22 protein-coding genes are annotated in these 23,516 nt (G+C 44.1%); 7 read left to right on the forward strand and 15 right to left on the reverse strand.

All coding sequences use genetic code 11. The features are described from left to right. Window positions 1–25 precede the first annotated feature (25 nt). The 4 genes from queF to xni all read left to right on the forward strand — a co-directional run bounded on the left by queF (window position 26) and on the right by xni (window position 5,668). On the forward strand, window positions 26–880 hold the full coding sequence (gene queF / locus OCU38_RS09370; protein WP_261822884.1) for an NADPH-dependent 7-cyano-7-deazaguanine reductase QueF: 855 nt from the start codon (window positions 26–28) through the stop codon (window positions 878–880). 3 nt (window positions 881–883) lie between these two features. Next, window positions 884–3,190: a tetratricopeptide repeat protein gene (locus tag OCU38_RS09375; RefSeq protein WP_261822885.1), complete on the forward strand. Its 2,307-nt coding sequence runs from the start codon at window positions 884–886 to the stop codon at window positions 3,188–3,190. Window positions 3,191–3,453: 263 nt separating this feature from the next. Continuing rightward, window positions 3,454–4,815 (forward strand): nucleotide 5'-monophosphate nucleosidase PpnN, encoded by a 1,362-nt coding sequence (ppnN, locus tag OCU38_RS09380; protein WP_261822886.1) that lies wholly within the window; start codon window positions 3,454–3,456, stop codon window positions 4,813–4,815. A gap of 82 nt (window positions 4,816–4,897) precedes the next feature. Continuing rightward, on the forward strand, window positions 4,898–5,668 hold the full coding sequence (gene xni / locus OCU38_RS09385; protein ID WP_261822887.1) for a flap endonuclease Xni: 771 nt from the start codon (window positions 4,898–4,900) through the stop codon (window positions 5,666–5,668). 69 nt (window positions 5,669–5,737) lie between these two features. Here xni and rlmM read toward each other — a convergent pair whose 3' ends face one another. The 3 genes from rlmM to thiI form a co-directional block, all read right to left on the reverse strand. Next, window positions 5,738–6,826 (reverse strand): 23S rRNA (cytidine(2498)-2'-O)-methyltransferase RlmM, encoded by a 1,089-nt coding sequence (gene rlmM / locus OCU38_RS09390; protein WP_261822888.1) that lies wholly within the window; start codon window positions 6,824–6,826, stop codon window positions 5,738–5,740. Between the two features lie 62 nt (window positions 6,827–6,888). Continuing rightward, window positions 6,889–7,800 (reverse strand): transcriptional regulator GcvA, encoded by a 912-nt coding sequence (locus OCU38_RS09395; protein WP_261822889.1) that lies wholly within the window; start codon window positions 7,798–7,800, stop codon window positions 6,889–6,891. Window positions 7,801–8,135: 335 nt separating this feature from the next. After that, on the reverse strand, window positions 8,136–9,584 hold the full coding sequence (gene thiI, locus OCU38_RS09400; RefSeq protein WP_261822890.1) for a tRNA uracil 4-sulfurtransferase ThiI: 1,449 nt from the start codon (window positions 9,582–9,584) through the stop codon (window positions 8,136–8,138). Window positions 9,585–9,844: 260 nt separating this feature from the next. On the opposite strand from thiI, the gene xseB reads away from it, so the two are divergent. From xseB to dxs, 3 genes are read left to right on the forward strand one after another with little or no spacing between them, the layout of a single operon-like run. After that, complete coding sequence (xseB, locus tag OCU38_RS09405) at window positions 9,845–10,099, forward strand: exodeoxyribonuclease VII small subunit (protein WP_261822891.1); 255 nt, start codon at window positions 9,845–9,847, stop codon at window positions 10,097–10,099. Beyond that, window positions 10,086–10,979, forward strand: coding sequence for a (2E,6E)-farnesyl diphosphate synthase (gene ispA, locus OCU38_RS09410; RefSeq protein ID WP_261822892.1), 894 nt, complete (start codon window positions 10,086–10,088; stop codon window positions 10,977–10,979). Before xseB ends, ispA begins: the two co-directional genes overlap by 14 nt. 27 nt (window positions 10,980–11,006) lie before the next feature. Continuing rightward, window positions 11,007–12,875, forward strand: coding sequence for a 1-deoxy-D-xylulose-5-phosphate synthase (gene dxs / locus OCU38_RS09415; protein ID WP_261822893.1), 1,869 nt, complete (start codon window positions 11,007–11,009; stop codon window positions 12,873–12,875). A 60-nt stretch (window positions 12,876–12,935) separates the two neighbouring features. Here the strand turns inward: dxs and pgpA are convergent, their stop codons facing one another. The 12 genes from pgpA to frsA form a co-directional block, all read right to left on the reverse strand. After that, entirely contained in the window at window positions 12,936–13,439 is a 504-nt protein-coding gene (pgpA, locus tag OCU38_RS09420; RefSeq protein ID WP_261822894.1) for a phosphatidylglycerophosphatase A, read from the reverse strand. 34 nt (window positions 13,440–13,473) lie between these two features. Beyond that, window positions 13,474–14,442, reverse strand: a complete 969-nt coding sequence (gene thiL / locus OCU38_RS09425; protein ID WP_261822895.1) for a thiamine-phosphate kinase — start codon at window positions 14,440–14,442, stop codon at window positions 13,474–13,476. A gap of 80 nt (window positions 14,443–14,522) precedes the next feature. Then, window positions 14,523–14,996, reverse strand: a complete 474-nt coding sequence (gene nusB, locus OCU38_RS09430; protein WP_021712095.1) for a transcription antitermination factor NusB — start codon at window positions 14,994–14,996, stop codon at window positions 14,523–14,525. After that, on the reverse strand, window positions 14,996–15,466 hold the full coding sequence (gene ribH / locus OCU38_RS09435) for a 6,7-dimethyl-8-ribityllumazine synthase (RefSeq protein ID WP_021712096.1): 471 nt from the start codon (window positions 15,464–15,466) through the stop codon (window positions 14,996–14,998). Before ribH ends, nusB begins: the two co-directional genes overlap by 1 nt. Before the next feature lie 138 nt (window positions 15,467–15,604). Continuing rightward, complete coding sequence (ribBA, locus tag OCU38_RS09440; protein WP_261822896.1) at window positions 15,605–16,714, reverse strand: bifunctional 3,4-dihydroxy-2-butanone-4-phosphate synthase/GTP cyclohydrolase II; 1,110 nt, start codon at window positions 16,712–16,714, stop codon at window positions 15,605–15,607. Window positions 16,715–16,759: 45 nt separating this feature from the next. Then, entirely contained in the window at window positions 16,760–17,416 is a 657-nt protein-coding gene (locus OCU38_RS09445) for a riboflavin synthase (RefSeq protein ID WP_261822897.1), read from the reverse strand. A gap of 13 nt (window positions 17,417–17,429) precedes the next feature. Next, the gene (ribD, locus tag OCU38_RS09450) at window positions 17,430–18,548 is read right to left on the reverse strand and encodes a bifunctional diaminohydroxyphosphoribosylaminopyrimidine deaminase/5-amino-6-(5-phosphoribosylamino)uracil reductase RibD (protein WP_261822898.1); all 1,119 of its coding nucleotides are present in this window, start codon (window positions 18,546–18,548) and stop codon (window positions 17,430–17,432) included. 6 nt (window positions 18,549–18,554) lie between these two features. Next, entirely contained in the window at window positions 18,555–19,004 is a 450-nt protein-coding gene (gene nrdR / locus OCU38_RS09455; RefSeq protein ID WP_152819558.1) for a transcriptional regulator NrdR, read from the reverse strand. Between the two features lie 245 nt (window positions 19,005–19,249). After that, window positions 19,250–20,500: a glutamate-5-semialdehyde dehydrogenase gene (locus OCU38_RS09460; RefSeq protein ID WP_261822899.1), complete on the reverse strand. Its 1,251-nt coding sequence runs from the start codon at window positions 20,498–20,500 to the stop codon at window positions 19,250–19,252. A 39-nt stretch (window positions 20,501–20,539) separates the two neighbouring features. Beyond that, entirely contained in the window at window positions 20,540–21,649 is a 1,110-nt protein-coding gene (gene proB, locus OCU38_RS09465) for a glutamate 5-kinase (protein ID WP_152819556.1), read from the reverse strand. 111 nt (window positions 21,650–21,760) lie between these two features. Further along, a complete protein-coding gene (gene crl / locus OCU38_RS09470) occupies window positions 21,761–22,150 on the reverse strand; it encodes a sigma factor-binding protein Crl (protein WP_152819555.1) in 390 nt (129 codons plus the stop codon). A 113-nt stretch (window positions 22,151–22,263) separates the two neighbouring features. Beyond that, window positions 22,264–23,502, reverse strand: coding sequence for an esterase FrsA (gene frsA / locus OCU38_RS09475; protein WP_152819554.1), 1,239 nt, complete (start codon window positions 23,500–23,502; stop codon window positions 22,264–22,266). Window positions 23,503–23,516 lie beyond the last annotated feature (14 nt).

The following is a 23,516-nucleotide window of genomic DNA, read 5'->3' on the forward strand; positions in this document are numbered from 1 at the left end:
ATTCTACTCTATAACGCAGTGTAAAATGAGCAAATATTCAGACGCAAAAGAACTAGCCGGCCTAACTCTTGGACAAAAAACGCAATATTCGTCGTCCTATGACCCTAAACTATTGCAAGCCGTACCAAGAAGTTTGAACCGAGATGACCTGAAGCTTGGCGATACACTGCCGTTCAAAGGGCAAGACATTTGGACTCTTTACGAACTGTCTTGGTTAAATAACAATGGCTTACCGCAAGTAGCTGTTGGACATGTGGTGATTCCGGCAAACACGCCAAACCTCATTGAATCCAAATCTTTTAAGCTCTATCTCAATAGCTACAACCAAACCCAATTTGCGCATTGGGATGACGTTCAGGCGCTATTAATCAAAGATCTGTCAGCCTGCGCTGGCGGTGATGTTTCTGTCACTTTGAGTAAAGTTCAAGACTTCAAGCAACAGCCGATTGTCGATATGCAAGGCACTTGTATTGATGAGCAAGACATTACCATCACAGCCTATGAATTTAGCGCCGATTACTTAAAAGACAGCGTAAGCGACGAGTTAGTGACAGAGACTTTACACAGCCACCTTCTAAAATCTAACTGCCTGATCACTAACCAACCGGATTGGGGTAGCGTTGAAATTCGTTACACCGGCAAAAAAATCAACCGCGAAGCCCTGCTGCGTTACATTGTCTCTTTCAGAGAACACAATGAATTTCACGAACAGTGTGTTGAGCGTATTTTCACGGATATTACACTGCTGTGCCAACCTGAAGAACTGTCGGTTTATGCTCGCTATACTCGTCGCGGTGGATTAGATATCAATCCTTTCCGTACCAGTTTGCATAATGCAGATTCTTTACCTGACAACACTTTGCGCTTAGCGAGGCAATAAAACATGCTTCGTTTACTCAGGTTTATTCCGCTTTCATTAGTTGTATTTACGGTACTGGCGTTTTCAGTCCCGGTCACAGCACATGAATCGAGCATTTACACACCAAAGACTCTGCTCGATGCTCGACGATTGGTGAAAGTCACTCCTTTGCAATCAAAAAACAAAGCAAAGATGTTCCTGAGTGAACTCAATAATCCAAACTATGAAGAGAACTTCTCAACCAATGGCGTAGAACGAAAAGTCACGCCACTGGCCAAAGCAAGTAATCAAATCCATGCCTATCAAACCATAGGTATTGCTGATTATATTCTGGGAAATTACCGCTCTTCTCTGACTAGCTTAGATCAAAGTATTGCCATCTCGACCACCAAGCATTTATTCGTTCCAGAAATTGAGTCCAAGATATTGCGAGTCAGCCTTTTGTGGAAAATGACTGGCGATTTACGCAAAGTTGAAGAGCCATTAAAGAGGGTTGAAGAAAAGCTCAACTCTTTACATATTAAACATGAAGAAAAACTGCGACTGGAATACTGGCTAAGCCTTGCTCACGCCAAAATATACTCAGATTTAGGTAAAAACGAGCAAGCAGAAACCAGCTATCTTTTTGCCAAAGACTATGCGCAAAACCATGGCACTTATGAAGATCGTCTAGAGGCGAGTTTGCGTTTAGGTAAACACTACCTAAAAGCCCACCATTTTAACTTGGCATTAAAAGAGCTGATAGAAAGCTACTGGGTCGCTATTGGCAAAGATGACGCTCAATATATTGCCCGTGCTAATCACCTATTGGCCGACCTATATTTGCAGTGCCAAATTTATGATAAAGCCCAAGAGCACCTTTCTCAGGCCGCCAGTTATTATGGTCACTATGAAAAATCCCCTATGTTTGCCACCGTATTACAAAAACTGGCAGACGTGTATTTTATTCAGGGACGCTATAACCTTGCACTGGTGCATTACTTTAATGTGCTGGACTTAGAACTTGCCGAAAAAGACATCAGCAAAATCATTGATCTGCGATTAAAACTGACTGAAACTTATCTCAATTTATACAATTTCACTTTGGCAAAACGCTATCTCAATCGCGCAAGTGATCTACTTGAATATACGGATATTAAAGTCCCTAAAGTCAGGGCCATATTATTAACCGCCAAGCTAGATTTTCTGCAAAAACACCCTGAACAAGCAGAACATCAAGCTAAATACGCCTTACAACAAGCGAAAGCACTTGATAACAGTGATATTCAACTGCAAACACTGTCACTGCTTCATCAAATTACTAAATCAACAGGTAACACCAAAGATTCATTAAATTACCTTGAAGAGTACAACCGACTAACAGCAATAAATCTGCAAGATAAAGAAGATCAATTAAGCCAGAGCTTTCTTAACCAAATTACCTCTATCGAGCAGTCGTTACACTATCAAGATCAAGTGCATGAATTTAATAACTTGAACACAGAGTTTAATCAAACCAAGACATTAACTTTGGCTTTGGCTGTCTCGTGTATCGTTTTATTCTTCTTATTTGTCTTTAATTCGCGTCGATTAAGTCGTAAACATAAGTTGATTACTGAACTCAATAAAGAGCTGTATACCCACCCTCGTTCCGGTTTAAGAAACATGAGAATGTTAAGCAGAAAACTGCCCGATTCTTTAAACCGCTCAACCACCAATTACGAACAATGGCGTTTTGGACAGCTAATAGACGAACCACTAAATGATCGCTTAAAGTTTGCTTTGATTGATATACCTATGCTGTCGGATATTTACACTAAGCATGGCTATAAAGCGGGGCGTAACGAAGAAAAAGCCTTTGGTGAGCACATTGCGAGTTTGATTCCAGAAGAAGCACGTCTGTACCACCTATCCGACCGTTCATTTTTATACATTGAACCAAACCCTGAAAAACTGCATCAACCTAAACGACTGTTTGAGCAATTTAAAAATATTATTGATAGCTTTGAAAGTGACTTTGCAGTAGATCGAGTATTTAGCATCAGTATTGCCGACTATCCGTTTTTGCCCCGCGCTTACACCGCCATCAATGATGAAGATCTGATTGATCTATTATTACTGGCCTCAGACATCAGCAATACTTTAGTTAGATACGAGCAGCAAAGCCAATGGGTCTCTTTTGTAGCGATACCTTTAGCGCCAGCGGCCTGCTTTGCCCAAGATGACATGCGCCGCTCTAGCCTTAACGCTATTCAAAAAGGCATGATTAAGGTGCACACCTCTGGCTCCGAAGAAAACCTTGCCACTGTATTGAGTGAATTACCTAAGCATGAACAAAGCGAAGATGAATAGAAATCAATCTAAATGATTCATTCTATTAGTCTTTATCATTGCTATTGTGCGTAAGGTATCTAGTATAAAGATTAGGTTGCGTGTCAATATTTGAAACCAATGCCCATGTGACTACGTATTAATTGGGAGCTTTCTTTGTAAGCTCGTCGCTGACCTAAGCTACATTGCGAAATCATGCTACATAAAAGTATCGCTACTGCATAAAAGCATCAGCTATATCAAAGCCATGTGGTAGAGGTCAGTACCATGCATAAGGAGCCGTTATGATAACAACGATTAACCCTGTCGGAAGTATGGATCTTCTTTCTCAACTCGAAGTTGAGCGTCTCAAAAAAACCGCTTCTAGCGAGCTATATACCCTGTATCGAAACTGTACTCTAGCTGTGCTTAATTCTGGTAGTCATACTGACGATAGTAAAAAATTACTGGAACAATATCAGTCATTTGACGTCAACGTATTGCGCCGTGAGCGCGGCATTAAATTAGAGCTCAACAATGCTCCAGAAGAAGCTTTTGTCGATGGCACCATCATCAAAGGGATTCAAGAGCACTTATTTTCGGTGCTGCGTGACATCGTGTTTGTGCACATGAATATGGCGCAAAACACCAGCTTAGATCTTGCCAACCCCGTACATGTTACCAACTTGGTATTCGGCATCTTACGTAACGCCAAAGTGTTAATTCCCGGTATCGAACCCAACCTAATTGTGTGCTGGGGTGGACACTCAATTAACGAAACCGAATATCAATACACTCGCCTTGTAGGGCATGAACTGGGTTTAAGAGAGCTGGATATTTGCACCGGTTGCGGGCCGGGGGCAATGGAAGGGCCAATGAAAGGCGCCGCCATTGGTCATGCAAAGCAAAGACACAAACAAACTCGTTATATTGGCTTAACGGAACCATCAATTATTGCCGCTGAGCCGCCAAACCCAATCGTAAACCAGCTGATCATTATGCCGGATATTGAAAAACGTCTGGAAGCCTTTATACGTATTGCGCACGGCATCGTAATTTTCCCTGGAGGCCCGGGCACAGCCGAAGAGCTGCTGTATGCGTTAGGGATCATGATGCACCCTAAAAACAGAGATCAGCCGCTGCCTATCGTATTAACTGGCCCTAAAGAGAGTGAAGATTACTTCCGCTCTATTGATCAGTTTATCCACGATACCTTGGGTGAAGAAGCGCAAAAATATTACGAGATAGTGATTGATGATCCAGCCAAAGCAGCGCGCATCGTTAAAAGTGCCATGCCAAAAGTAAAACAGCATCGCAAACAAAACGAAGATGCATATAGCTACAACTGGTCTTTACACATTGAGCCAGAGTTTCAAATGCCTTTTGATCCAACTCATGAAAACATGCACAACCTCGATCTGCATATGGATCAAGCGCCTGAAAGTTTAGCCGCCAATCTACGTAAAGCTTTTTCTGGAATTGTTGCGGGCAACGTTAAAGCAGAAGGCATCCTAGAGATTGAAAAGAAAGGGCCGTTTATTATCGATGGCGATAAAGAGCTAATGAAGAAGATGGATACCTTACTTGGTGATTTTGTCAAACAGCAGCGCATGAAGCTGCCCGGTTCAAAATATACCCCTTGTTATCAAGTGCAAACCTCGGACTAACTCCTTCTGGGTTATTTAACATTAAACAGTTAAGGCAGTTTTCGATACAATAGGGCTACGGCCCTATTTTTTTACTGATTTTATGTCTATACACCTGGTTATCATTGATGCACTGAACCTCATTCGCAGAGTACACTCAGCACAACCTGATGAAACGGATATCCAACGGACAATAGACACCACCTCTCGCACGCTCAAACGCATCCTAAGCGAAACAGAGCCCACTCATATCATTGCGGTATTTGATCACCACCAGCAGGTGCGTGGCTGGCGAGAAGAGCGCTTTCCTGAATACAAGCAAAATCGTAAACCTATGCCAGAGCCGTTGGCTTTAGGCTTAGATGCCATTCAACAAGCATGGTGGGAGTTGGGGATTGACTCTTTACTCTCCGATGGTGATGAAGCTGATGACTTAGTTGCAACCCTAGCGGTTAAAGTGGCAAACCAACAACATCAAGTCACGATAATTTCTACCGATAAAGGCTATTGCCAACTGTTATCCCCTTCGCTGCGCATCCGCGATTACTTCCAGCATCGCTGGCTCGATCAAGCTTTTGTCGAAAAAGAATTTGCAGTTAAGGTGGCACAGTTAAGTGACTACTGGGGACTGACTGGCATTAGTGGTACAGGTTTAAGTGGCATTGCTGGCATTGGCCCTAAAGCGGCGCGGGAAATTTTGGCTAATCACGAGACCTTAGAGCAAGCCTTTGCGGATGACGAACTGCCAGAAAAGTACAAAAAGAAAATAGCAGGAAATGAACAGCATGCGCTGTTATGCCGAGAATTGGCTTCGTTAAAAACAGACCTAGAGCTAGGCTTTAACTTACAAGATTTACGCTGGACTAAACCGTAGACACTGCCCATACAGCAGGTCTACGATTTTATCGTTTATACCGCTAAATTGATTACTAACCTAAATCGATTACCAACCTAAATTGGTATGCGATTGCACATGTACCGTGATCTCTTCACGGTCATGATATAGGTGCTTAGCTTGCAGGGTAAACTTGATGCCATTTTCTTTTAAGAACACTTTCAAGTTTTCAATATCACCCAATACTTCATCATAACGGCCTTTCATTGGCAGTTTTAAGTTGAAGATCGCTTCTTTACACCAACCTTGAATAATCCACTCACCCATTAATTGCGCGACGCGAGACGGTTTTTCAATCATGTCACACACCAGCCAAGTGACGTTTTTACGTGGTGGCTCAAACTTAAAGCCATCCGCTTGATGGTGTTTCACCTGACCGGTATCCATTAAGCTTTGCGCCATCATGCCGTTATCAATGGCATGGACAAACATAGAACGCTTCACTAGCTGATAAGTCCAACCGCCAGGACAAGCACCCAAATCCACCGCCCACATGCCAGAAGCCAATCTTTCATCCCATTCATTTTTAGGGATAAAGACATGAAACGCCTCTTCAAGTTTCAGTGTTGAGCGACTTGGTGCATCCGCTGGGAATTTCAAACGAGGAATGCCCATAAAGAACTGAGAGTTATTGTTTGGATAAGAGTACCCAACGTAACACTTACCCGGTTCAACAAAGCACAAGTGCATTACCGGCTTCTTCAAGTTGTCTTTTTTGTACAGCAGCCCTTTACCACGCATCGCTTGACGCAATGGCACGGTAAACTTACGACAGAACTTCAATAGCTCTTTCGCTTCATTGGTATCAGGCGTTTCTACTCGCAGGTCACCACAAGTTGGCACACCTTGCTGTTGCGCCAGCGCATCTAAGATAGGTGAAATGCGATCGGATTCAGGCAGTTCTTCCAAGCTTGCTGCTACAGCAAACATTTGGCGAGCAAAAATCAATGTTTTAAAATCAATCTCACGAACCAGACGATTGGCATCGCCTTCTGTATAACATTCAAATAAAACATAACCACTGTTACGTTTTACACGTGGAAAGCCAAACACTTCAATGTTGTTTGCCTTATCTTGAATCTCACCAGCACAATCTTTTTCAAAACCTGCACGACAATACAAAATAACCTGTTTCAAGTTAAACCTCGTTTTCATGCGCTGAATTACTTCAACGCGCGACGCATATGCGTCAAAATAAATTAGTGTGAACCAATAGAAGGATCGCCTTCACTGGCCGCAATGCTGAGCATCCAGTCTCTAAATGTCGCAATACGCCCCACATCAGCTTGCTTCTCATGGCAAACCACGTAAAACGCATTTTTGCTGACTAACACCTCATCAAATGGGCTGATTAAGCGCCCCGCTTCAATATCCGGCTGTGCCAATACGTTATTGCCTAACGCAATGCCCTGCCCATGAACCGCAGCTTGCAACACCATGGTCGAATGGCTAAATATAGGCCCGTAGTTAACGTTAATCGTATTTAACTGATGCTCTCTAACGAACTGCTTCCAATCTTTACGTGAAGTATCATGTAGCAACACATGCGAACTAAGATCGCTTAATGAATTCAGTGGCTTATGACCATCCAATAAACTAGGCGCGCACACCGGAACTAAATACTCTTGATAAAGCTTGTCGGCGCGTAATCCCGGCCAGTTGCCTCGGCCATAATAAATCGCCACGTCAACGTCGTCAGTTAACGAGCCTTCATCCATATCCACCGCTTTGATTCGCACGTCGATATCGGGCTCTTGGGCATTAAAGTCTGCCAATCGAGGTACTAGCCATTGAATTGCAAAACTCGGTTGCAAGCTAATGGTCAAAGAACCTTTCTCACTGCGCTCCAATACTTTATCGGTCGCCTCAGATAATGAGGTAAAGATATCTTTAATATCTAAAAAGTAGCTCTGCCCTTCCTCTGTGAGTAACAAAGAGCGATTGCGTCTTCTAAACAGCTTTAGCCCTAAAAACTCTTCCAGTGCTTTAACCTGATGACTCACTGCAGCTTGGGTTACAAACAGTTCTTCAGCCGCGCGAGTAAAGCTTAAATGCCTAGCAGCAGCTTCAAAAACCTTCAATGATTTTAATGGGGGTAATCGTCTTGCCATGCACTCTTATCTAGCATTAGTTTTTCTTATGTGAAACATTATAAATTGTCCGTTGCTCAACAGCCAGAGAAAATCTATATTGCGTCCCAAGCGATAGGGTCTAAACGGCATGCCTTTGGCATGGATCCGATTCGCAATGTTGTGTTTGTGAGCTCACTTTGAGCACGGTAGTCTCTACCACTGCTTTGGATATACCCCAAAGCAAAATCTATTTAATGAACTTGTCTGTCATTTTAACACCGCTCTTTTGAGCGGTGTTTTTTTATGTGTGCAAAAAATAAGGCCGAAGCCAGCTAGTTGGCTGACTCCGACCCTACAATGTTCCATCCCTTTAATTAAGGGCGATACACCTTCACGTTATTAAAGCCTTGCTCTTGCAGATACAATGCTTGCAAACGGCTCATTACGCCTCGATCACAATATAACAAGTAAGTTTTCGATTGATCTAAATCGCCAAACTTAGTGGCTAACTTATAGAAAGGAATGTGTTGAATATCGACATTGTCAATTTCTAGAGGTTTGTCTTCTTCTTCGTCAGGACTGCGGATATCAAGTACAACAGCCTGCTCTTGAACAGCGTTCACTTGTTCCACTTCTGGCGCTTGCTCTAGACTCTCTTTTTCAATATCTCTGATATCCATAACGCGCGCTTCGCTGACCACTTTTTCAAGTACAGAGAAATCAAATTTCTCTTCTTCAGCTTCTAGCTTGCTTTTCACTGCTTTCACAGTTGGACGACGAGAAATAACGCCACAGTATTCTGGCATTACTTTGGCAAAATCTTCGGTACCGATAATGCGAGACAAGTCGATGATGTCTTCTTTATCCCAGTTAATTAGCGGACGTAAAATTAAAGAATCGGTCACGCCATCAATATGACGTAAGTTAGTCAGGGTTTGGCTAGATACTTGACCTAGTGCTTCACCAGTAACCAAAGCTTCAATTTTAAAACGATCGGCAATCATGCCACCAGCACGCATAAACATGCGTTTTAGGATAACGCCCATTTGTCCGTCTTCAACGTTTTCTAGGATTTCCGCTACCACAGGTTCAAAATCAACCGCAATGAACTTCACTTTTGCCGAAGAACCGTATTTGTTCCACAGGTAGTGAGCTACTTGCTTAACGCCGATTTCGTGCGCAGGACCGCCCAAATTAAAGAAACAGAAATGCGTTTTAGAACCACGTTTGATGTGCAGATAGCTAGACACACCAGAGTCGAATCCACCAGAGATCAAGCTCAGTACATCTTCTTGCGTTCCTAGAGGGAAACCGCCAAGGCCTTTATGACGCGCCAATACTTGGTTTAGTTTGTCACCCGCCACTTCGATGTTAACCGTCACTTCAGGGCGAGTTAGCTTAACCTTGGCACTGGCAACCGCTTGGTTTAAACCACCGCCAACATAACGCTCTAACTCTATTGAGCTAAAGTCATGCTTACCGCGACGCTTAGCACGAACAGAGAAAGTTTTACCTTCAATTCGGCTTGCGCTTAGCTCAAGTACTTGCTCGTAGATGTTATGCATATCAGTAAAGTCTGTTTGCTTAACTTCTAAAGAGTGATGAATACCTGGAGTGCGAGTCAAAATCTCGAGCACTTGTGGGTAAAACTCATCGCTCTCAGCAGAAACCTCAATATGATCTCTACGATTGAATACCGCCACTGATTCTGTGCGACGTTGGATGATAATCCTTAGATTGCACTCCAAAATACGTGTAAAGCGCTTCCTTACTGATTCGCTTTTTACAAAAATTTCTGGATGTGGTTTTACGATAAACTTCATAGATAATTTCACTTCTGATTAGTCAATGACTCGAGTCTAGCCTAAATTATTTTGCCAATTGGCACAGCGTACACAATTGAGGGCGACGAATTATATACTATTTATAGCCGAGTAAAAATAAAACAATATGATAGGCTGTTCATTTATCTAGCAACAAATGAACTAAAGTTAGTGATAAAGCAGGATTTTTAACTGCTAAAATTGACCATAACCCTTGGCTGAGTTACCTTTCCCAGATCCTAGTGTAGAAAAGAATGACCATGGCGACCAAAAAACCAGAAAATATGAGTTTTGAAGAGTCTCTTAAAGAGCTCGACAACATAGTAAATCAGCTTGAACAAGGTGATCTAGAACTTGATTCTGCACTGAAAAATTTCGAACGAGGCATTGCTCTTGCTCGTGCAGGACAATCTAAATTAGACCAAGCAGAACAACGCGTTTCAATTTTGATGGAAAATCAAGTAGAAGCAACTCCTCAGGATTTCAAACTTGAATCTGGCGATGACTCTTTTTAAACAACAGCTCGAACAATATCAAACCCGCAATAACCAACAATTAGAAACTTGGTTAAACTCATTGCAGGCGCAAGATAACAGCCTAATTAAAGCGATGCGCTATGGACTCCTACTGGGAGGCAAACGCGCCAGACCTTTTTTGGTCTACGCTACTGGCGCTGTGTTTGGTATCGATAATCCCTCTTTGGATACGCCGGCATCGGCGATTGAGTGCATTCATGCCTATTCACTCATTCATGACGATTTGCCTGCGATGGACGACGATGAATTACGTCGCGGACAAGCCACTTGCCATATTGAATTTGATGAAGCCACCGCGATTCTTGCTGGTGATGCCTTACAAACACTCGCTTTTACTATTTTAGCGGAAGGGACTCTTGCCCCGCAGGCTGAGAGCCATCGCATAAAAATGGTGCAAAGTTTAGCCAGTGCCTCTGGCGCATCTGGCATGTGTTTAGGTCAATCTTTGGATCTTGAAGCAGAGAATAGCCAAGTTTCCCTTAAAGAATTGAAGGTTATTCATCGCAACAAAACCGGAGCTTTGATAAAATCAGCGATTCAACTTGGTGCTTTAGCGGCAGGTGAAGCAGGTATTGAACAGCTTCCACGCCTTAATAAATTTGCAGAAAAGATCGGGCTCGCTTTCCAAGTTCAAGATGACATATTGGATATTACTAGCGATACTCAAACTCTAGGTAAGCCACAAGGCTCAGATATAGCCTTAAATAAGTCGACCTACCCATCTCTTCTCGGACTGGAAGGGGCGCAACAAAAAGCAGCCCTGTTGTTAAAAGAAGCTTTGTTAGAATTAGAGAGCATTCCGTACAACACCGATCTCCTAGAGCAGTTTGCTCGCTACGTGATCGAACGCAAAAACTAACTTATTAACTTATCAGCGCGAATACTTATGACACTTGATATATCAAAATACCCTACATTGGCATTAGCCAACACGCCTGATGAGTTGCGCTCTCTGCCTAAAGAGACGCTGCCAACACTTTGTGACGAATTACGAACCTATCTATTAAACAGCGTTAGCCAATCTAGTGGCCACCTTGCCTCTGGCTTAGGTACTGTTGAGCTGACCGTGGCTTTGCACTACGTCTACCAAACCCCTTTTGATCAACTGTTGTGGGATGTAGGGCATCAAGCTTATCCGCACAAAATCTTAACGGGTCGTCGTGAACAAATGTCGACGATTCGCCAAAAAGATGGGCTACACCCATTTCCTTGGCGCGATGAAAGTGAATATGACGTCCTTTCTGTAGGGCACTCATCTACCTCAATTAGTGCAGCATTAGGCATTGCCATTGGCGCGCAAAAAGAAGCTAAGAACCGCAAAGTAGTCAGCGTTATCGGTGATGGTGCAATTACCGCTGGTATGGCGTTTGAAGCCATGAACCACGCCGGAGATATTCATCCTGACATGTTAGTGGTGCTCAACGACAACGAAATGTCTATTTCAGAGAACGTAGGCGCACTCAATAATCACCTTGCGCAAGTACTATCAGGTAGCCTTTACACCTCCATTCGAGAAGGGGGCAAAAAGGTCTTATCTGGCGTTCCGCCGATTAAAGAATTAGTGCGACGCACCGAAGAACACCTAAAAGGCATGGTTGTCCCTGGCACCATGTTTGAAGAGCTAGGCTTTAATTACATTGGGCCAGTTGATGGTCACGATGTGCTTGAGCTGGTTAAAACGTTAAAGAATATGCGCCACCTAAAAGGGCCGCAATTTCTGCATATAATGACCAAAAAAGGCAAAGGCTACGAGCCGGCTGAAAAAGATCCTATTGGTTATCATGGCGTACCTAAGTTTGATCCCGCCGAAAGCTCACTGCCAAAAAGCAAAGGGGGCAAACCAAGCTTTTCTAAAGTATTTGGTGACTTCTTATGTGATATGGCGGCCAATGACCCTAAACTAATGGCAATCACACCTGCCATGCGTGAAGGCTCTGGTATGGTGCGTTTTTCTAAACAGTTCCCTGAACAATATTTTGATGTGGCTATTGCCGAGCAGCACGCGGTTACTCTCGCGACAGGCTTGGCTATTTCTGGCAACAAACCGATTGTGGCAATCTACTCGACCTTTTTACAGCGTGGCTACGACCAACTGATTCACGATGTGGCTATCATGGATTTGCCTGTGTTATTTGCTATCGACCGCGCAGGGTTGGTTGGCGCTGATGGTCAAACTCACCAAGGTGCGTTCGACCTTAGCTTTATGCGTTGTATTCCTAATATGACCATTATGGCGCCAAGTGATGAAAACGAATGTCGTCAAATGCTCTACACAGGTCATCAACATACTGGACCTGCTGCGGTTCGTTACCCTCGTGGTAATGGTATCGGCGCTGAGATTCAATCGAAATTTACCGCCCTTGAAATAGGCAAAGGTCGCACCGTTCGTCACGGTAACGGCAAAGTGGCTATTTTAAGCTTTGGTACTTTCCTCGACAACGCAATGCAAGCCGCAGAGCATCTTGATGCCACAGTGGCCGATATGCGCTTTGTGAAGCCTCTGGATGAAGCATTAATTCTTGAACTTGCGGATAAGCATGACGTGTTAGTGACGATTGAAGAAAACGTGGTAGCAGGCGGCGCTGGTAGTGGCGTAGTTGAGTTTTTGATGAGTCAGAAGCAGCTTAAACCTGTATTAAACCTTGGCTTGCCAGATAGTTTTGTCGCGCAAGGGACTCAGCAAGAGATGCATCAAGAGCTAGGTTTGGATGCGCAAGGCATTCAAGAGAGCATTGAACAGTATTTAGCAAAATAAGCGTGTTTTAGTCCTAGAGCCATCGGCTCTAGGACTACTAGTAATTCAAGAAATTAACCTTTAAATCCAGCCTGCTACAAAACCTAAGATAGCCAAACAAATACCCGCCATCACACCTGCCAGAATATCATCCACCATGATGCCAAAACCGCCATGCACTTGTTTATCTAAATAGCTAATTGGCCAAGGCTTGATCATGTCAAAAGCGCGGAACAACACAAAACCGGCAATCAACCACTTCCAATCATTGGCCGCAATACCTAGCAAAGGCACCACGCTCATGGTGATCCAAAAGCCGGCAAATTCATCCCATACGATTGAGCCGTGATCGTGCACGCCCATATCTTTTGACGTCACACCACAAATTTTGATCCCCACAATGCAACTGATAATCACGATCACCCAGTAAGCGCTTAAAGGCAGTTGCACTAAAGCGAGATAAAGAGGAATAGAAGCTAAGGTACCCATAGTGCCTGGAATGATTGGTGACAGTCCACTGCCAAAACCAGTTGCTAATAGATGCCATGGGTTGTCTAGCGAAATTTTATCAAGGGGGTTGCTCATTGAGAGTATCTCTAAGTGGTTATATCAAATAGGTTCAAGAACGAAAGTGGTCAAAGCCAGCCACATCATCCTCTAATGCTTGTCCGTTATCAAATAAGTGTAAGGTATTGGAGTCAGTGATCTCTCCAATTTCAGTAATCATCACATTATGCAGCTGGGCAGACTGACGCACAGACTCTAGCAGATGTTGTGGCAAGGTAAAGCAAAGCTCATATTCTTCACCGCTTTTTAGTGCGTATTGCTGGGCGAGGCGCTTATCTTGGGTATATTCGATAAGCTCAGCTGACAGCGGCAGTTTATCACAGTGTATCTGCGCGCCGACATTAGAGCGTTGCATGATGTGCTGTATATCAGACACAAGCCCATCAGAGATATCAATGCAGCTACTTGCTTTTCCTCGCAACAGCATACCTAAAGCGACTCTAGAGCTTGCGCAGTAGTGACGACGTTCCAACTCGCTAGCATGGGCACGCTCTCGCTTGCTGGGATCTAAAATCACGTCAAGACCGGCATGACTGTCACCAAGATAGCCACTGACCAAGATTTTATCCCCCACTTTTGCGCCAGAACGTAGCAGTGCTAACCCTTGCGGAATAAAGCCCTGTACCGTTAAGGTGATGCCCAGTGGACCACGAGTTGTATCGCCACCAATTAATTGTAGATCATGTGCGTTAGCTAGCTCAAAGAAGCCCTCACAAAAGCCCTCAAGCCAAGTTTCGTCTGCTGAGGGTAGAGTGATAGCCATCGACACCCAAGCCGGCTCTGCGCCCATAGCGGCAAGATCGCTAATATTGGAAGCTAAGGCTTTATGTCCTACCCATTGCGGGTTGGCGTGTTCAAGAAAATGCGTGCCCGCAATCAAAGAATCTGTACTTACTGCAATATGAGTATTTTCAGGTGCCTGTAATAAAGCACAATCATCCCCTTGGGAGAGCGCCACATCACTGCGTTTGAGTTGCTGATTGGCAAAATACTTACTGATAAGGTCAAACTCTCCAGCCACGTCTTTTCCTTTAAGTTATACAAAAAAAGGCCAGCAGATGCTGACCTTTTCACTATAGAGTTTTCAATAGTCTATTTCGACTATTTTCTGTTTTTACACAGTGTTGGTGCCGCTTTATCAAGCACACCATTCACGAACTTATAGCTGTCTTCAGCAGCAAATACTTTCGCTAATTCAATCGCTTCATTAATTACAACTTTATGAGGTACGTCTTCACGACGAGTCATCTCATAAACGGCTAGACGAAGAAGTGCTAACTCCATCATATCCAAGTCCTGCATAGGACGAGAAAGGAATGGACGTAGTTTGCTGTCAAGCTCTTGGTGAGACAGTGCAACACCAGTTAACAGGTCACGGAAGTATGCTACATCTGTTTCTTGTTCGTTCAGTGCCGGCTCATCAGCTTGGGTTTCTTCTTCCCCGTACTTCCCTGCGGACAAAAACTGTTCTTCTACAGTTGCGATATTCTCTTTAGTGATCTGCCAAGAATAAATAGCTTGTAGAGCAAATTGACGTGCATTACGACGTGCGGCTGGTTTCACACTGGCCCCCATTAGGAATCGATTTCAGAAAGAACGTTGATCATTTCAAGCGCGCTTAGTGCAGCTTCAGCACCTTTGTTACCTGCTTTGGTTCCAGCACGCTCGATAGCTTGATCTATGGTATCAACGGTCAATACACCAAATGCAACTGGTAGACTGTACTCCAGTGACACTTGCGCAAGACCTTTATTACACTCACTACAAACATAGTCAAAATGTGGTGTTCCACCACGGATAACTGAACCTAGAGAAACGATAGCATCGTATTTCTCGGTACGAGCAACACGTTGAGCAACTAGGGGTAATTCTACCGCACCAGGGCAACGTACTACTGTTATGTTTTCTTCTGCAACCTGTCCATGGCGCTTTAAGGTATCGATAGCACCAGACAACAAGCTTTCGTTGATAAAGCTGTTAAAACGCGAAATAACGATCGCAATCTTAGCGTTGGGTGCTGGAAATCCACCTTCGATGACTTTCATAAGTTTTCCTTCAACTATCTCATGAGTGAGAATCGCCGGATTCTAGCACAATTATGTGACTAGGATCTAATCTCATTTCAGCAAATTCTCTAGTTATTGATTAAACGGGTCAAATTGGCGACCCGTCCATGTTAAATGTTATTCACACACATACTCTACAACGTCTAAGCCAAAGCCAGACAAAGAGTGGTAACGCTTGTTGCTTGATGACATTAATTTCATCTTGCTTACGCCCATATCGGCAAGAATCTGAGAACCCACACCCACTCGGCGTGATGTGCCCTGCTTCTTAGCCATTGCAGGCGCTTCGCCTTTATCTTGCTGTTCAAAGGCTTTTAATTTGTAGATCAGTTGCTCAGTGGTTTCTTCGTTACCCAGTACAACCAATACCCCACCTTCGTCACCGATACGTTTCATTGCTTTGTCCAAAGACCAGCTTCTGTCTGAATTACGGTTGGAGTTAAGAAGATCGGTAAAGGTATCTTGTAAGTGTACACGCACCAAGCAAGCTTCTTCGGAAATGTCACCTTTACGCAGTGCATAGTGAATTTGGTTATCGATAGTATCGCGGTAAGTCACCATGTCGAAATCACCAAACTCGGTTGGCATTTTGCACTCAGCAACACGCTCAATGGTCGTTTCGGTATTGTTACGATACTCAATCAAATCTGCAATCGTGCCTAGCTTAACGCCATGCTTCTCAGCGAAAATTTCCAGATCAGGACGACGCGCCATTTCACCGTCATCTTTTAAAATTTCAACGATAACAGATGCTGGCTCACAGCCTGCTAGACGAGCCAAATCACAACCGGCTTCTGTGTGCCCTGCGCGAGTCAATACACCGCCGTCTTGTGCTGATAGAGGGAAAATATGACCTGGTTGCACTAGATCCGCCGCTTTAGCATCAGCTGCCACTGCCGCTTGTACCGTTACTGCGCGATCCGCAGCCGAAATACCAGTAGTCACACCTTCAGCGGCTTCAATAGATACCGTAAATGCGGTTGAATATTGAGCGTTATTGTCTTGAACCATAGGTGGAAGACCTAGGCGAGCACAGCGCTCTTGAGTCATAGTAAGACAAATAAGACCGCGTCCGTAGGTCGCCATAAAATTAATCGCCTCTGGAGTAATGTGCTCCGCAGCCATGATAAGGTCGCCTTCGTTTTCACGATCCTCATCATCCATTAGGATAACCATTTTACCTAAGCGAATATCTTCAATAATTTCTTGTGGGGAACTGATAGGCATCTTTTATTTCCTGTTATAAGAGTCTGTCACACGCGTCAATGACGCCTATGCAAATCCGTTTTGTTGTAAAAATTCCATGGTGATATTAGAGGTCTGTTGCTGCTGCTCTGAACCTACTCCAAGCAATCGCTCCATATAACGAGCAAGTACATCAACCTCAAGGTTTACTTTTCTTCCTACCGCAAACTCATCAATAATAGTTTGCTCACTCGTGTGAGGAACGATAGTCAGTTTAAAGCCATTCTTACGCAGATCGTTGACGGTTAAACTAATACCGTCCACCGTAATTGAGCCTTTTTGAGCGACATAGCGCTCTAATTCAGAGGGTAATTCAACCCAATATTCCACAGCGCGACCGACCGGAACTCTTTCAACAATAGTCCCAATACCATCGACATGCCCTGAAACAATATGTCCGCCAAAACGAGTAGTAGGAAGCATGGCTTTTTCTAGGTTTACCCTGTCGCCAACTTGATACTGGCTAAAACCTGTTTTGGTCAGTGTTTCAACCGAAAGATCGGCGGTAAACGAGCGCTGATCAAAACGAACCACCGTCAAACAGATACCGTTAGTTGCAATGCTGTCACCTAACTGCACGTCGGACATATCCAAAAGCCCAGTATCTACGGTAATAGAAATATCTTCGCCCTGATTGGTAATGGCTCTCAGTGTGCCAACAGCTTCGACAATACCGGTAAACATAGTAATTCCTACTCTATCTTGATGATTTAAACGTAGCGACCAACTTAATATCGGGCCCTACTTGAGTGAGTTGTTCAATATTTAACTCTATCGCCTGATCCATTTCGGTTAACCCCAATAGGTTGACCAAACCACGACCATCAGTACCCATAATTTTAGGCGCTAAATAGACGATAAGCTCATCGACTAAGCCTTGCTCGATAAAACTGGCCGCCAATGTGGCGCCGGCTTCAACCCAGATATGGTTGATATTGTGTTGCGAAGCTAAGTTTGCAAGTAGTTGTGGCAAATCAATTGTTGAATCTGCTGTGGTTTGCTGTTGCCCGGAGATCACCAGCACTTCACCTGCGCTGTTAAACAAACGCAAATCTTGGGTGAGTTGCTGCTGACGATCTAAAATCACTCGAAGTGGCTGTCGCAGTTTTTGATCTGAATTATCCGCATCAGAAGGCTCAGTATCTGGATAAATAGAACGCACCTCTTCAGCAAGATCTTCCCAACGAACATTTAGCGAGGCGTTATCGTCGATCACAGTTTTAGAGGTTGAAAGGATAGCGCCGGCTTGCGCTCGGTATAGCTGTACATCAGCGCGCGCCAAGCTACTGGTAATCCATTGGCTGTTGCCATTTTGCAATGCCGTTTTACCGTCTAAACTGGCGGCCATTTTTAATTGTACCCATGGCATGCCGCTACGCATTTTTTTCAAAAAAGGTCGATTAATACGCTCAGCTTCGGCTTCTAAAAGCCCAACTTGCACCTCAACTCCCGCCTCTTTTAACATGGCAATGCCATTGCCCGACACTTCGGGGTTAGGGTCTTGCATAGCGCAAATAACGCGCGCAACACCGGCATCAATCAAGCCTTTAGCGCAAGGTGGCGTGCGTCCATAATGGGAGCATGGTTCTAAAGTGACATACGCAGTAGCACCTTTGGCTTTATCGCCTGCCATGGCTAAGGCATGCACCTCCGCATGAGGACCACCAGCACGAATATGATAGCCTTGCCCAACAATGGTCTCGCCTTGTGTGATCACACAGCCAACATTAGGATTAGGGTGCGTAGTAAATCGGCCTTTTTCAGCCAATTTAATCGCCTTTGCCATCATCTGATGCTCAAATACCGAAAAGTTCATTGCGCTTTAATCTTCTAGTCTAGCGATCTCTTCGCCAAATTCTTTGATGTCTTCAAAACTGCGATACACAGAAGCAAAACGGATATAAGCTACCTTATCGAGCTCTTTTAGTTGATCCATCACTAGATTACCTATCATATCGCTAGAGACTTCTCGCTCTCCGGTTGCGCGCAGTTTTGATTTGATAATACTCATGGACAACTCAACTGCATCAGCGCTAACGGGTCGTTTCTCTAACGCACGATGTAAGCCATTAGCCAGTTTATCTTCGTTAAAAGGTTCACGGTTGCCATTAGATTTAATCACCTTTGGCATCACTAACTCTGCGGTTTCAAAGGTGGTAAAGCGTTCATTACACGCGATACATTGACGACGACGACGTACTTGATGCCCGTCAGCAACCAATCGAGAGTCGATGACTTTAGTCTCATTTTCTGAACAAAATGGGCAGTGCATACAAGCTCCATAAGTGTGATAAAAAGGGAAAGGTACTTTGTAGTAAAGTACATTAAATTAGGCTTCTGCATTACAAAGCCATTCGCTATAACCAGTGTAACGGATTTACCGCACTGATTCGAGAAAGATGCTATAAAGCATAGAAATGAAAAAAGGGCTCTGTGATAGAGCCCCCATTACTTTTATTGCAAATAACTCTTTAAAGTATCAATCGGTTAGCCAGAACAAGGACAACGACTTAGCCTCTAAGGTCTTGGTAAATAGTTACCTTTACCCACCCATTTATAACTGGTGAGCTCTTCAAGCCCCATTGGGCCACGGGCATGCAGTTTTTGCGTAGACACTGCTACTTCTGCGCCTAAACCAAACTGAGCACCATCGGTGAATCGCGTTGAGGCATTCACATACACCGCTGCCGATCCTGCTGTATTGATAAAGCATTCAGCATTGTTGAGATCATTAGTCATAATGGCATCAGAGTGACTGGCGTTGTGATCGCGCATATGTTGAATTGCGCCCTCTACATCATCAACCACTTTAACCCCTAGCACAAACGCCAACCATTCGGTGTCAAAGTCACCTTCGGCCGCTTCTCTTACTTTGCTTGCATGAGTTAGATACGGCAATGCAGAGTCGTGGGCAACAAATTCGACTTTGTCTTTTAATGATGCCGCCAATTTACTTAAAAACGTTTCGGCTACAGCTTTGTGCACCAATAAAGTATCTAGTGAGTTACACGCCGATGGACGTTGTACTTTTGAGTTTTCTACGACCGTCACTGAGCGTTCAATATCAGCGCTTTCATCCACAAAAATATGAGAAATACCAAAGCCGCCAATAATCACTGGAATGGTGCTGTTCTCTTTACACATTTTATGTAAGCCTGCACCACCGCGCGGAATGATCATATCCACGTATTCATCCAACTTTAACAGTTGAGAGACCAATTCACGATCGGGCTTTTCAATGTATTGAACCGACGCAATCGGCAATCCCGTTTGCTCTAGCGCAGTTTGAATCACTTTTACCAGCGCCATATTGGAATGGAACGTCTCGCGTCCACCTCGCAAAATGCTGGCATTACCTGTTTTAAGGCACAATGAAGCAATATCAATAGTAACATTAGGTCGCGCTTCATAAATCACACCGACCACGCCTAGCGGAACGCGGCGACGTGATAGTGAAAGGCCATTTTCCAGTACGCGACTGTCTAATTCACTGCCAATCGGATCATTTAAAGTAATGACATTACGCACGTCGTTCGCAATCGCTTTTAGGCGATCTTCATTGAGCAGCAAACGATCTAGCAGCGCTTCGCTCATGCCAGCATCGCGAGCAGCTTGAATATCGATAGCATTGGCTTCAAGAATGGTTTTTGATTGCTTTTCTAGCTCATCCGCCATGACCGCTAATGCATTATTTTTAGTGGCGGTAGTGGTGGTAGCAAGAGCAAATGATGCTTGTTTTGCGCGCTGGCCTAGTTGAATTAAATCCAAAATATTGTCCTCTATAATTTTATCTTGGCTGGTCAGCCGTTAATCTTGCATCATGACTAAATCGTCACGGTGGATGATCTCTGAGCCATAATCATGCCCGAGAACCTCACCAATTTCTTTGCTGTGCATACCTTGAATTTGAATCATATCTTCACTGGAATATTTAACTAATCCTTTGGCAATGAGAGTGCCTGATTGATTCACAATACGCGCAACTTCACCACGCGCAAATTCGCCGTTAACCTCAGTCACCCCTTTTGCCAGCAAGCTACTGCCTTTACGTTGCAACGCATTCACTGCGCCATCATCAATGACAATGTCACCGGAGGCGGCAGGGCCTGCCAATATCCAACGTTTTCTGTTTTCTAAAGATTCAGGTAACGGCAGGAAGCGCGTACCGCACGGAGAAGCAGAAACACTCTCTAAAATCACGTTATCAGCACTGCCGGCAGCAATAATAACTTCAATCCCAGAACGTCTGGCAATGTCGGCTGCTTGCAGTTTGGTAGCCATACCGCCAGTACCCAAAGTTGTGCCACTGCCACCGGCAATTTTAATCAAGGTTTCATCAATGGTAGAGACTTCACGAATCAGTTTTGCGTCAGGGTTGCTTCGAGGATCGGCGGTAAATAAACCCGGCTGATCGGTCAGCAGAACCAAAGTATCAGCGCCACATAAAATGCCCACCAATGCCGAGAGGTTGTCGTTGTCTCCGACTTTGATTTCGGTCGTGGCAACCGCATCATTTTCATTCACGATAGGGATAATATTGTGTTCAACCAGCGTATTAATCGTGTCGCGGGCATTTAAGAAACGCTCTCTGTCTTCAAGATCGGCACGAGTCAATAACATCTGCCCTATCTTCAAATTATAGATAGAGAAGAGAGATTCCCATACTTGGATTAGATGTGACTGACCGACAGCAGCTAGCAGTTGTTTGGTGGCCATTGACTTAGGCAAACTGGGGTGACCCAATTGTTCTCGACCTGCGGCAATTGCACCAGAAGATACCAACACTAAATGATAACCACGTTGTTTCAATTCAGCGCATTGGCGAACTAATTCGACCATGTGAGCGCGATTAAGATATTGAGACCCGCCAGTTATTACACTAGTGCCTAGTTTTACAACAACTGTCTTAGCTTGCATTTGTTACTCATTCATATTGATAAAGGAGCTTCTTTTTTAACAAGCTAAGCACAGTTTCACAAGCAAAAAAGCAAAAAGGCACCCTAAGGTGCCTTTATTCTCAAATTTTCATTAAGCAACCGCTTCAGAATCCTCATGCAGCTCAAACTCAAATGCAAATTGTTCGCTCAGCTGAGCTTGAATTTTGCTTTGAAAAACCGACTGAGTCCGTTTCACTTCCGCTTCCACAGCCGCTGGCAGTTTCTCATCTACCCATGTGCCTGAGGCGTTGTATTTGCCATGATGAAAATGGGCGATACAAGTTGATGCATCATCTTGTTTTTCAAGCTCCATCCACCAGCCCCAAAATTCACGACATTCAGGTGACTTTTTATCATCGACGCAAACGGACAGGCAATCAAACAAAAACAAATTTGGCTGACATTCTGATTCACGTAAATACGGACCGATCGCTTTTAGCTTGGCGATCATACGATGATAAGTTGGTTGCTTCCCTAGCATAATAACTCCATTTTTTATTATTTTTCGTTCGCAATAGCAGAGTGCGATACGTTTTATTGTTGCTCATCAGTTACATAAGTAGGAGTTATAGTGCCATTAAATTAACATTGCTGTCACGACTTTAATTCATTTAACAACCAGTCAACCGCTAAATCTAACGATTTTTGATAACCTTGACTTAAATTCTTCGACGGAACTTTTACCGCTTGTCCCACTTTACTCGACATTGAGATCAACTTGTTATCGCTGTGAGGAGCAATAGGATCGCCATCTAAAGAGATAGCTAACAAAGGCACGCTAGTGCGTCTTGAAGCGAGTAAGCCTTGTGTTTTTAAAGACCATGCCGACATTTGCCCAGCTAAGCTTTGAATATCCAGCGGAGATTTACCCAGTCGCGAGCCTAGAACATCCAAATACATCTTAGGCATACTCGCCACTTTATCGGGAGAAGCAAAAATATCATGCACTGGGGCACCGATAGTGACACAGGCCTTAATGCGGCTTTGCTCTAAAAAGCTCAACCTAACCAATGCATTACCACCAAAGCGGAAACCCAGTAACCCGACATTCCAGTGATCAATAAAAGGGACTTGGGGTAGATGATCTAATACCGCTTTATGCAAACAACTTGAATCTTCCGATAATGTCCATTTACTGCTTTTACCTATCGATGGCATATCTATGGTCAGCATCGCAAACTCATTTGGCGCAAGGTGCTCTAAGAAGAGTTTCCACATGTCGGTTTGTACGCTATCAAGGCCGGCGCACACGATTACAACGGGCAATGGACGCTCAGTGTGTGGCAAGTGCAAATTCGCCTGAATAGTTTTGCCTTTGTAGGGTACATTGATTTGCTTGAACACGTATTTACTTAAACGTGATGCTTCATCGTAGGCTTTATTCGCCAGCACTTGAGCTTGTGAGGCAAGGTTGTCACCTTTGATGTGCGGATAAGCGGCAATGCTAAAGTACAAACTGGCTTTGTACAGAGCAAGAGCTGCTTCATCCCCTTTTAATTCATTGGCGTGACGCTGATGTTCCATGCCGGCCTGAGTCCACTCATAGGCCCAGTTTCCCGAACGAAACCCCGTCACAGTATCTAGCCATTCATCTTTAGAACGAGAGTGTGTTGACGAAGAGATGCGAGCTAATACTTGCTCCTGCTCAATAGGATCGGCACCTTGCCAAATCCATTGTAAGCGGCGCAGGTTGCGATACCAAGATTGCGCAGGCTTATCTTCAAGCAGGCTTAAACTGCTTGGCATATATTGAGTCAAGCAGGATGTTTCTTTGGCTTTTAGATGTTTGGTAAACAGTTTTTCAGAAAGGTTCTTATTGTTGTCATCATTCATAAAGGGGTGTCTAC

It is taken from the genome of Vibrio neonatus (assembly GCF_024346975.1).
In the GTDB taxonomy this organism is placed as follows: Bacteria; Pseudomonadota; Gammaproteobacteria; order Enterobacterales; family Vibrionaceae; genus Vibrio; species Vibrio neonatus.

Bases quoted from the DNA above. Each gene is read 5' to 3' on its own strand.
- queF (WP_261822884.1), top strand. From the start codon at position 26: ATGAGCAAATATTCAGACGCAAAAGAACTAGCCGGCCTAACTCTTGGA.
- OCU38_RS09375 (WP_261822885.1), top strand. From the start codon at position 884: ATGCTTCGTTTACTCAGGTTTATTCCGCTTTCATTAGTTGTATTTACG.
- ppnN (WP_261822886.1), top strand. From the start codon at position 3,454: ATGATAACAACGATTAACCCTGTCGGAAGTATGGATCTTCTTTCTCAA.
- xni (WP_261822887.1), top strand. From the start codon at position 4,898: ATGTCTATACACCTGGTTATCATTGATGCACTGAACCTCATTCGCAGA.
- OCU38_RS09395 (WP_261822889.1), bottom strand. From the start codon at position 7,800: ATGGCAAGACGATTACCCCCATTAAAATCATTGAAGGTTTTTGAAGCT.
- thiI (WP_261822890.1), bottom strand. From the start codon at position 9,584: ATGAAGTTTATCGTAAAACCACATCCAGAAATTTTTGTAAAAAGCGAA.
- xseB (WP_261822891.1), top strand. From the start codon at position 9,845: ATGGCGACCAAAAAACCAGAAAATATGAGTTTTGAAGAGTCTCTTAAA.
- ispA (WP_261822892.1), top strand. From the start codon at position 10,086: ATGACTCTTTTTAAACAACAGCTCGAACAATATCAAACCCGCAATAAC.
- dxs (WP_261822893.1), top strand. From the start codon at position 11,007: ATGACACTTGATATATCAAAATACCCTACATTGGCATTAGCCAACACG.
- pgpA (WP_261822894.1), bottom strand. From the start codon at position 13,439: ATGAGCAACCCCCTTGATAAAATTTCGCTAGACAACCCATGGCATCTA.
- nusB (WP_021712095.1), bottom strand. From the start codon at position 14,996: ATGGGGGCCAGTGTGAAACCAGCCGCACGTCGTAATGCACGTCAATTT.
- ribH (WP_021712096.1), bottom strand. From the start codon at position 15,466: ATGAAAGTCATCGAAGGTGGATTTCCAGCACCCAACGCTAAGATTGCG.
- ribBA (WP_261822896.1), bottom strand. From the start codon at position 16,714: ATGCCTATCAGTTCCCCACAAGAAATTATTGAAGATATTCGCTTAGGT.
- OCU38_RS09445 (WP_261822897.1), bottom strand. From the start codon at position 17,416: ATGTTTACCGGTATTGTCGAAGCTGTTGGCACACTGAGAGCCATTACC.
- ribD (WP_261822898.1), bottom strand. From the start codon at position 18,548: ATGAACTTTTCGGTATTTGAGCATCAGATGATGGCAAAGGCGATTAAA.
- nrdR (WP_152819558.1), bottom strand. From the start codon at position 19,004: ATGCACTGCCCATTTTGTTCAGAAAATGAGACTAAAGTCATCGACTCT.
- proB (WP_152819556.1), bottom strand. From the start codon at position 21,649: ATGCAAGCTAAGACAGTTGTTGTAAAACTAGGCACTAGTGTAATAACT.
- crl (WP_152819555.1), bottom strand. From the start codon at position 22,150: ATGCTAGGGAAGCAACCAACTTATCATCGTATGATCGCCAAGCTAAAA.
- frsA (WP_152819554.1), bottom strand. From the start codon at position 23,502: ATGAATGATGACAACAATAAGAACCTTTCTGAAAAACTGTTTACCAAA.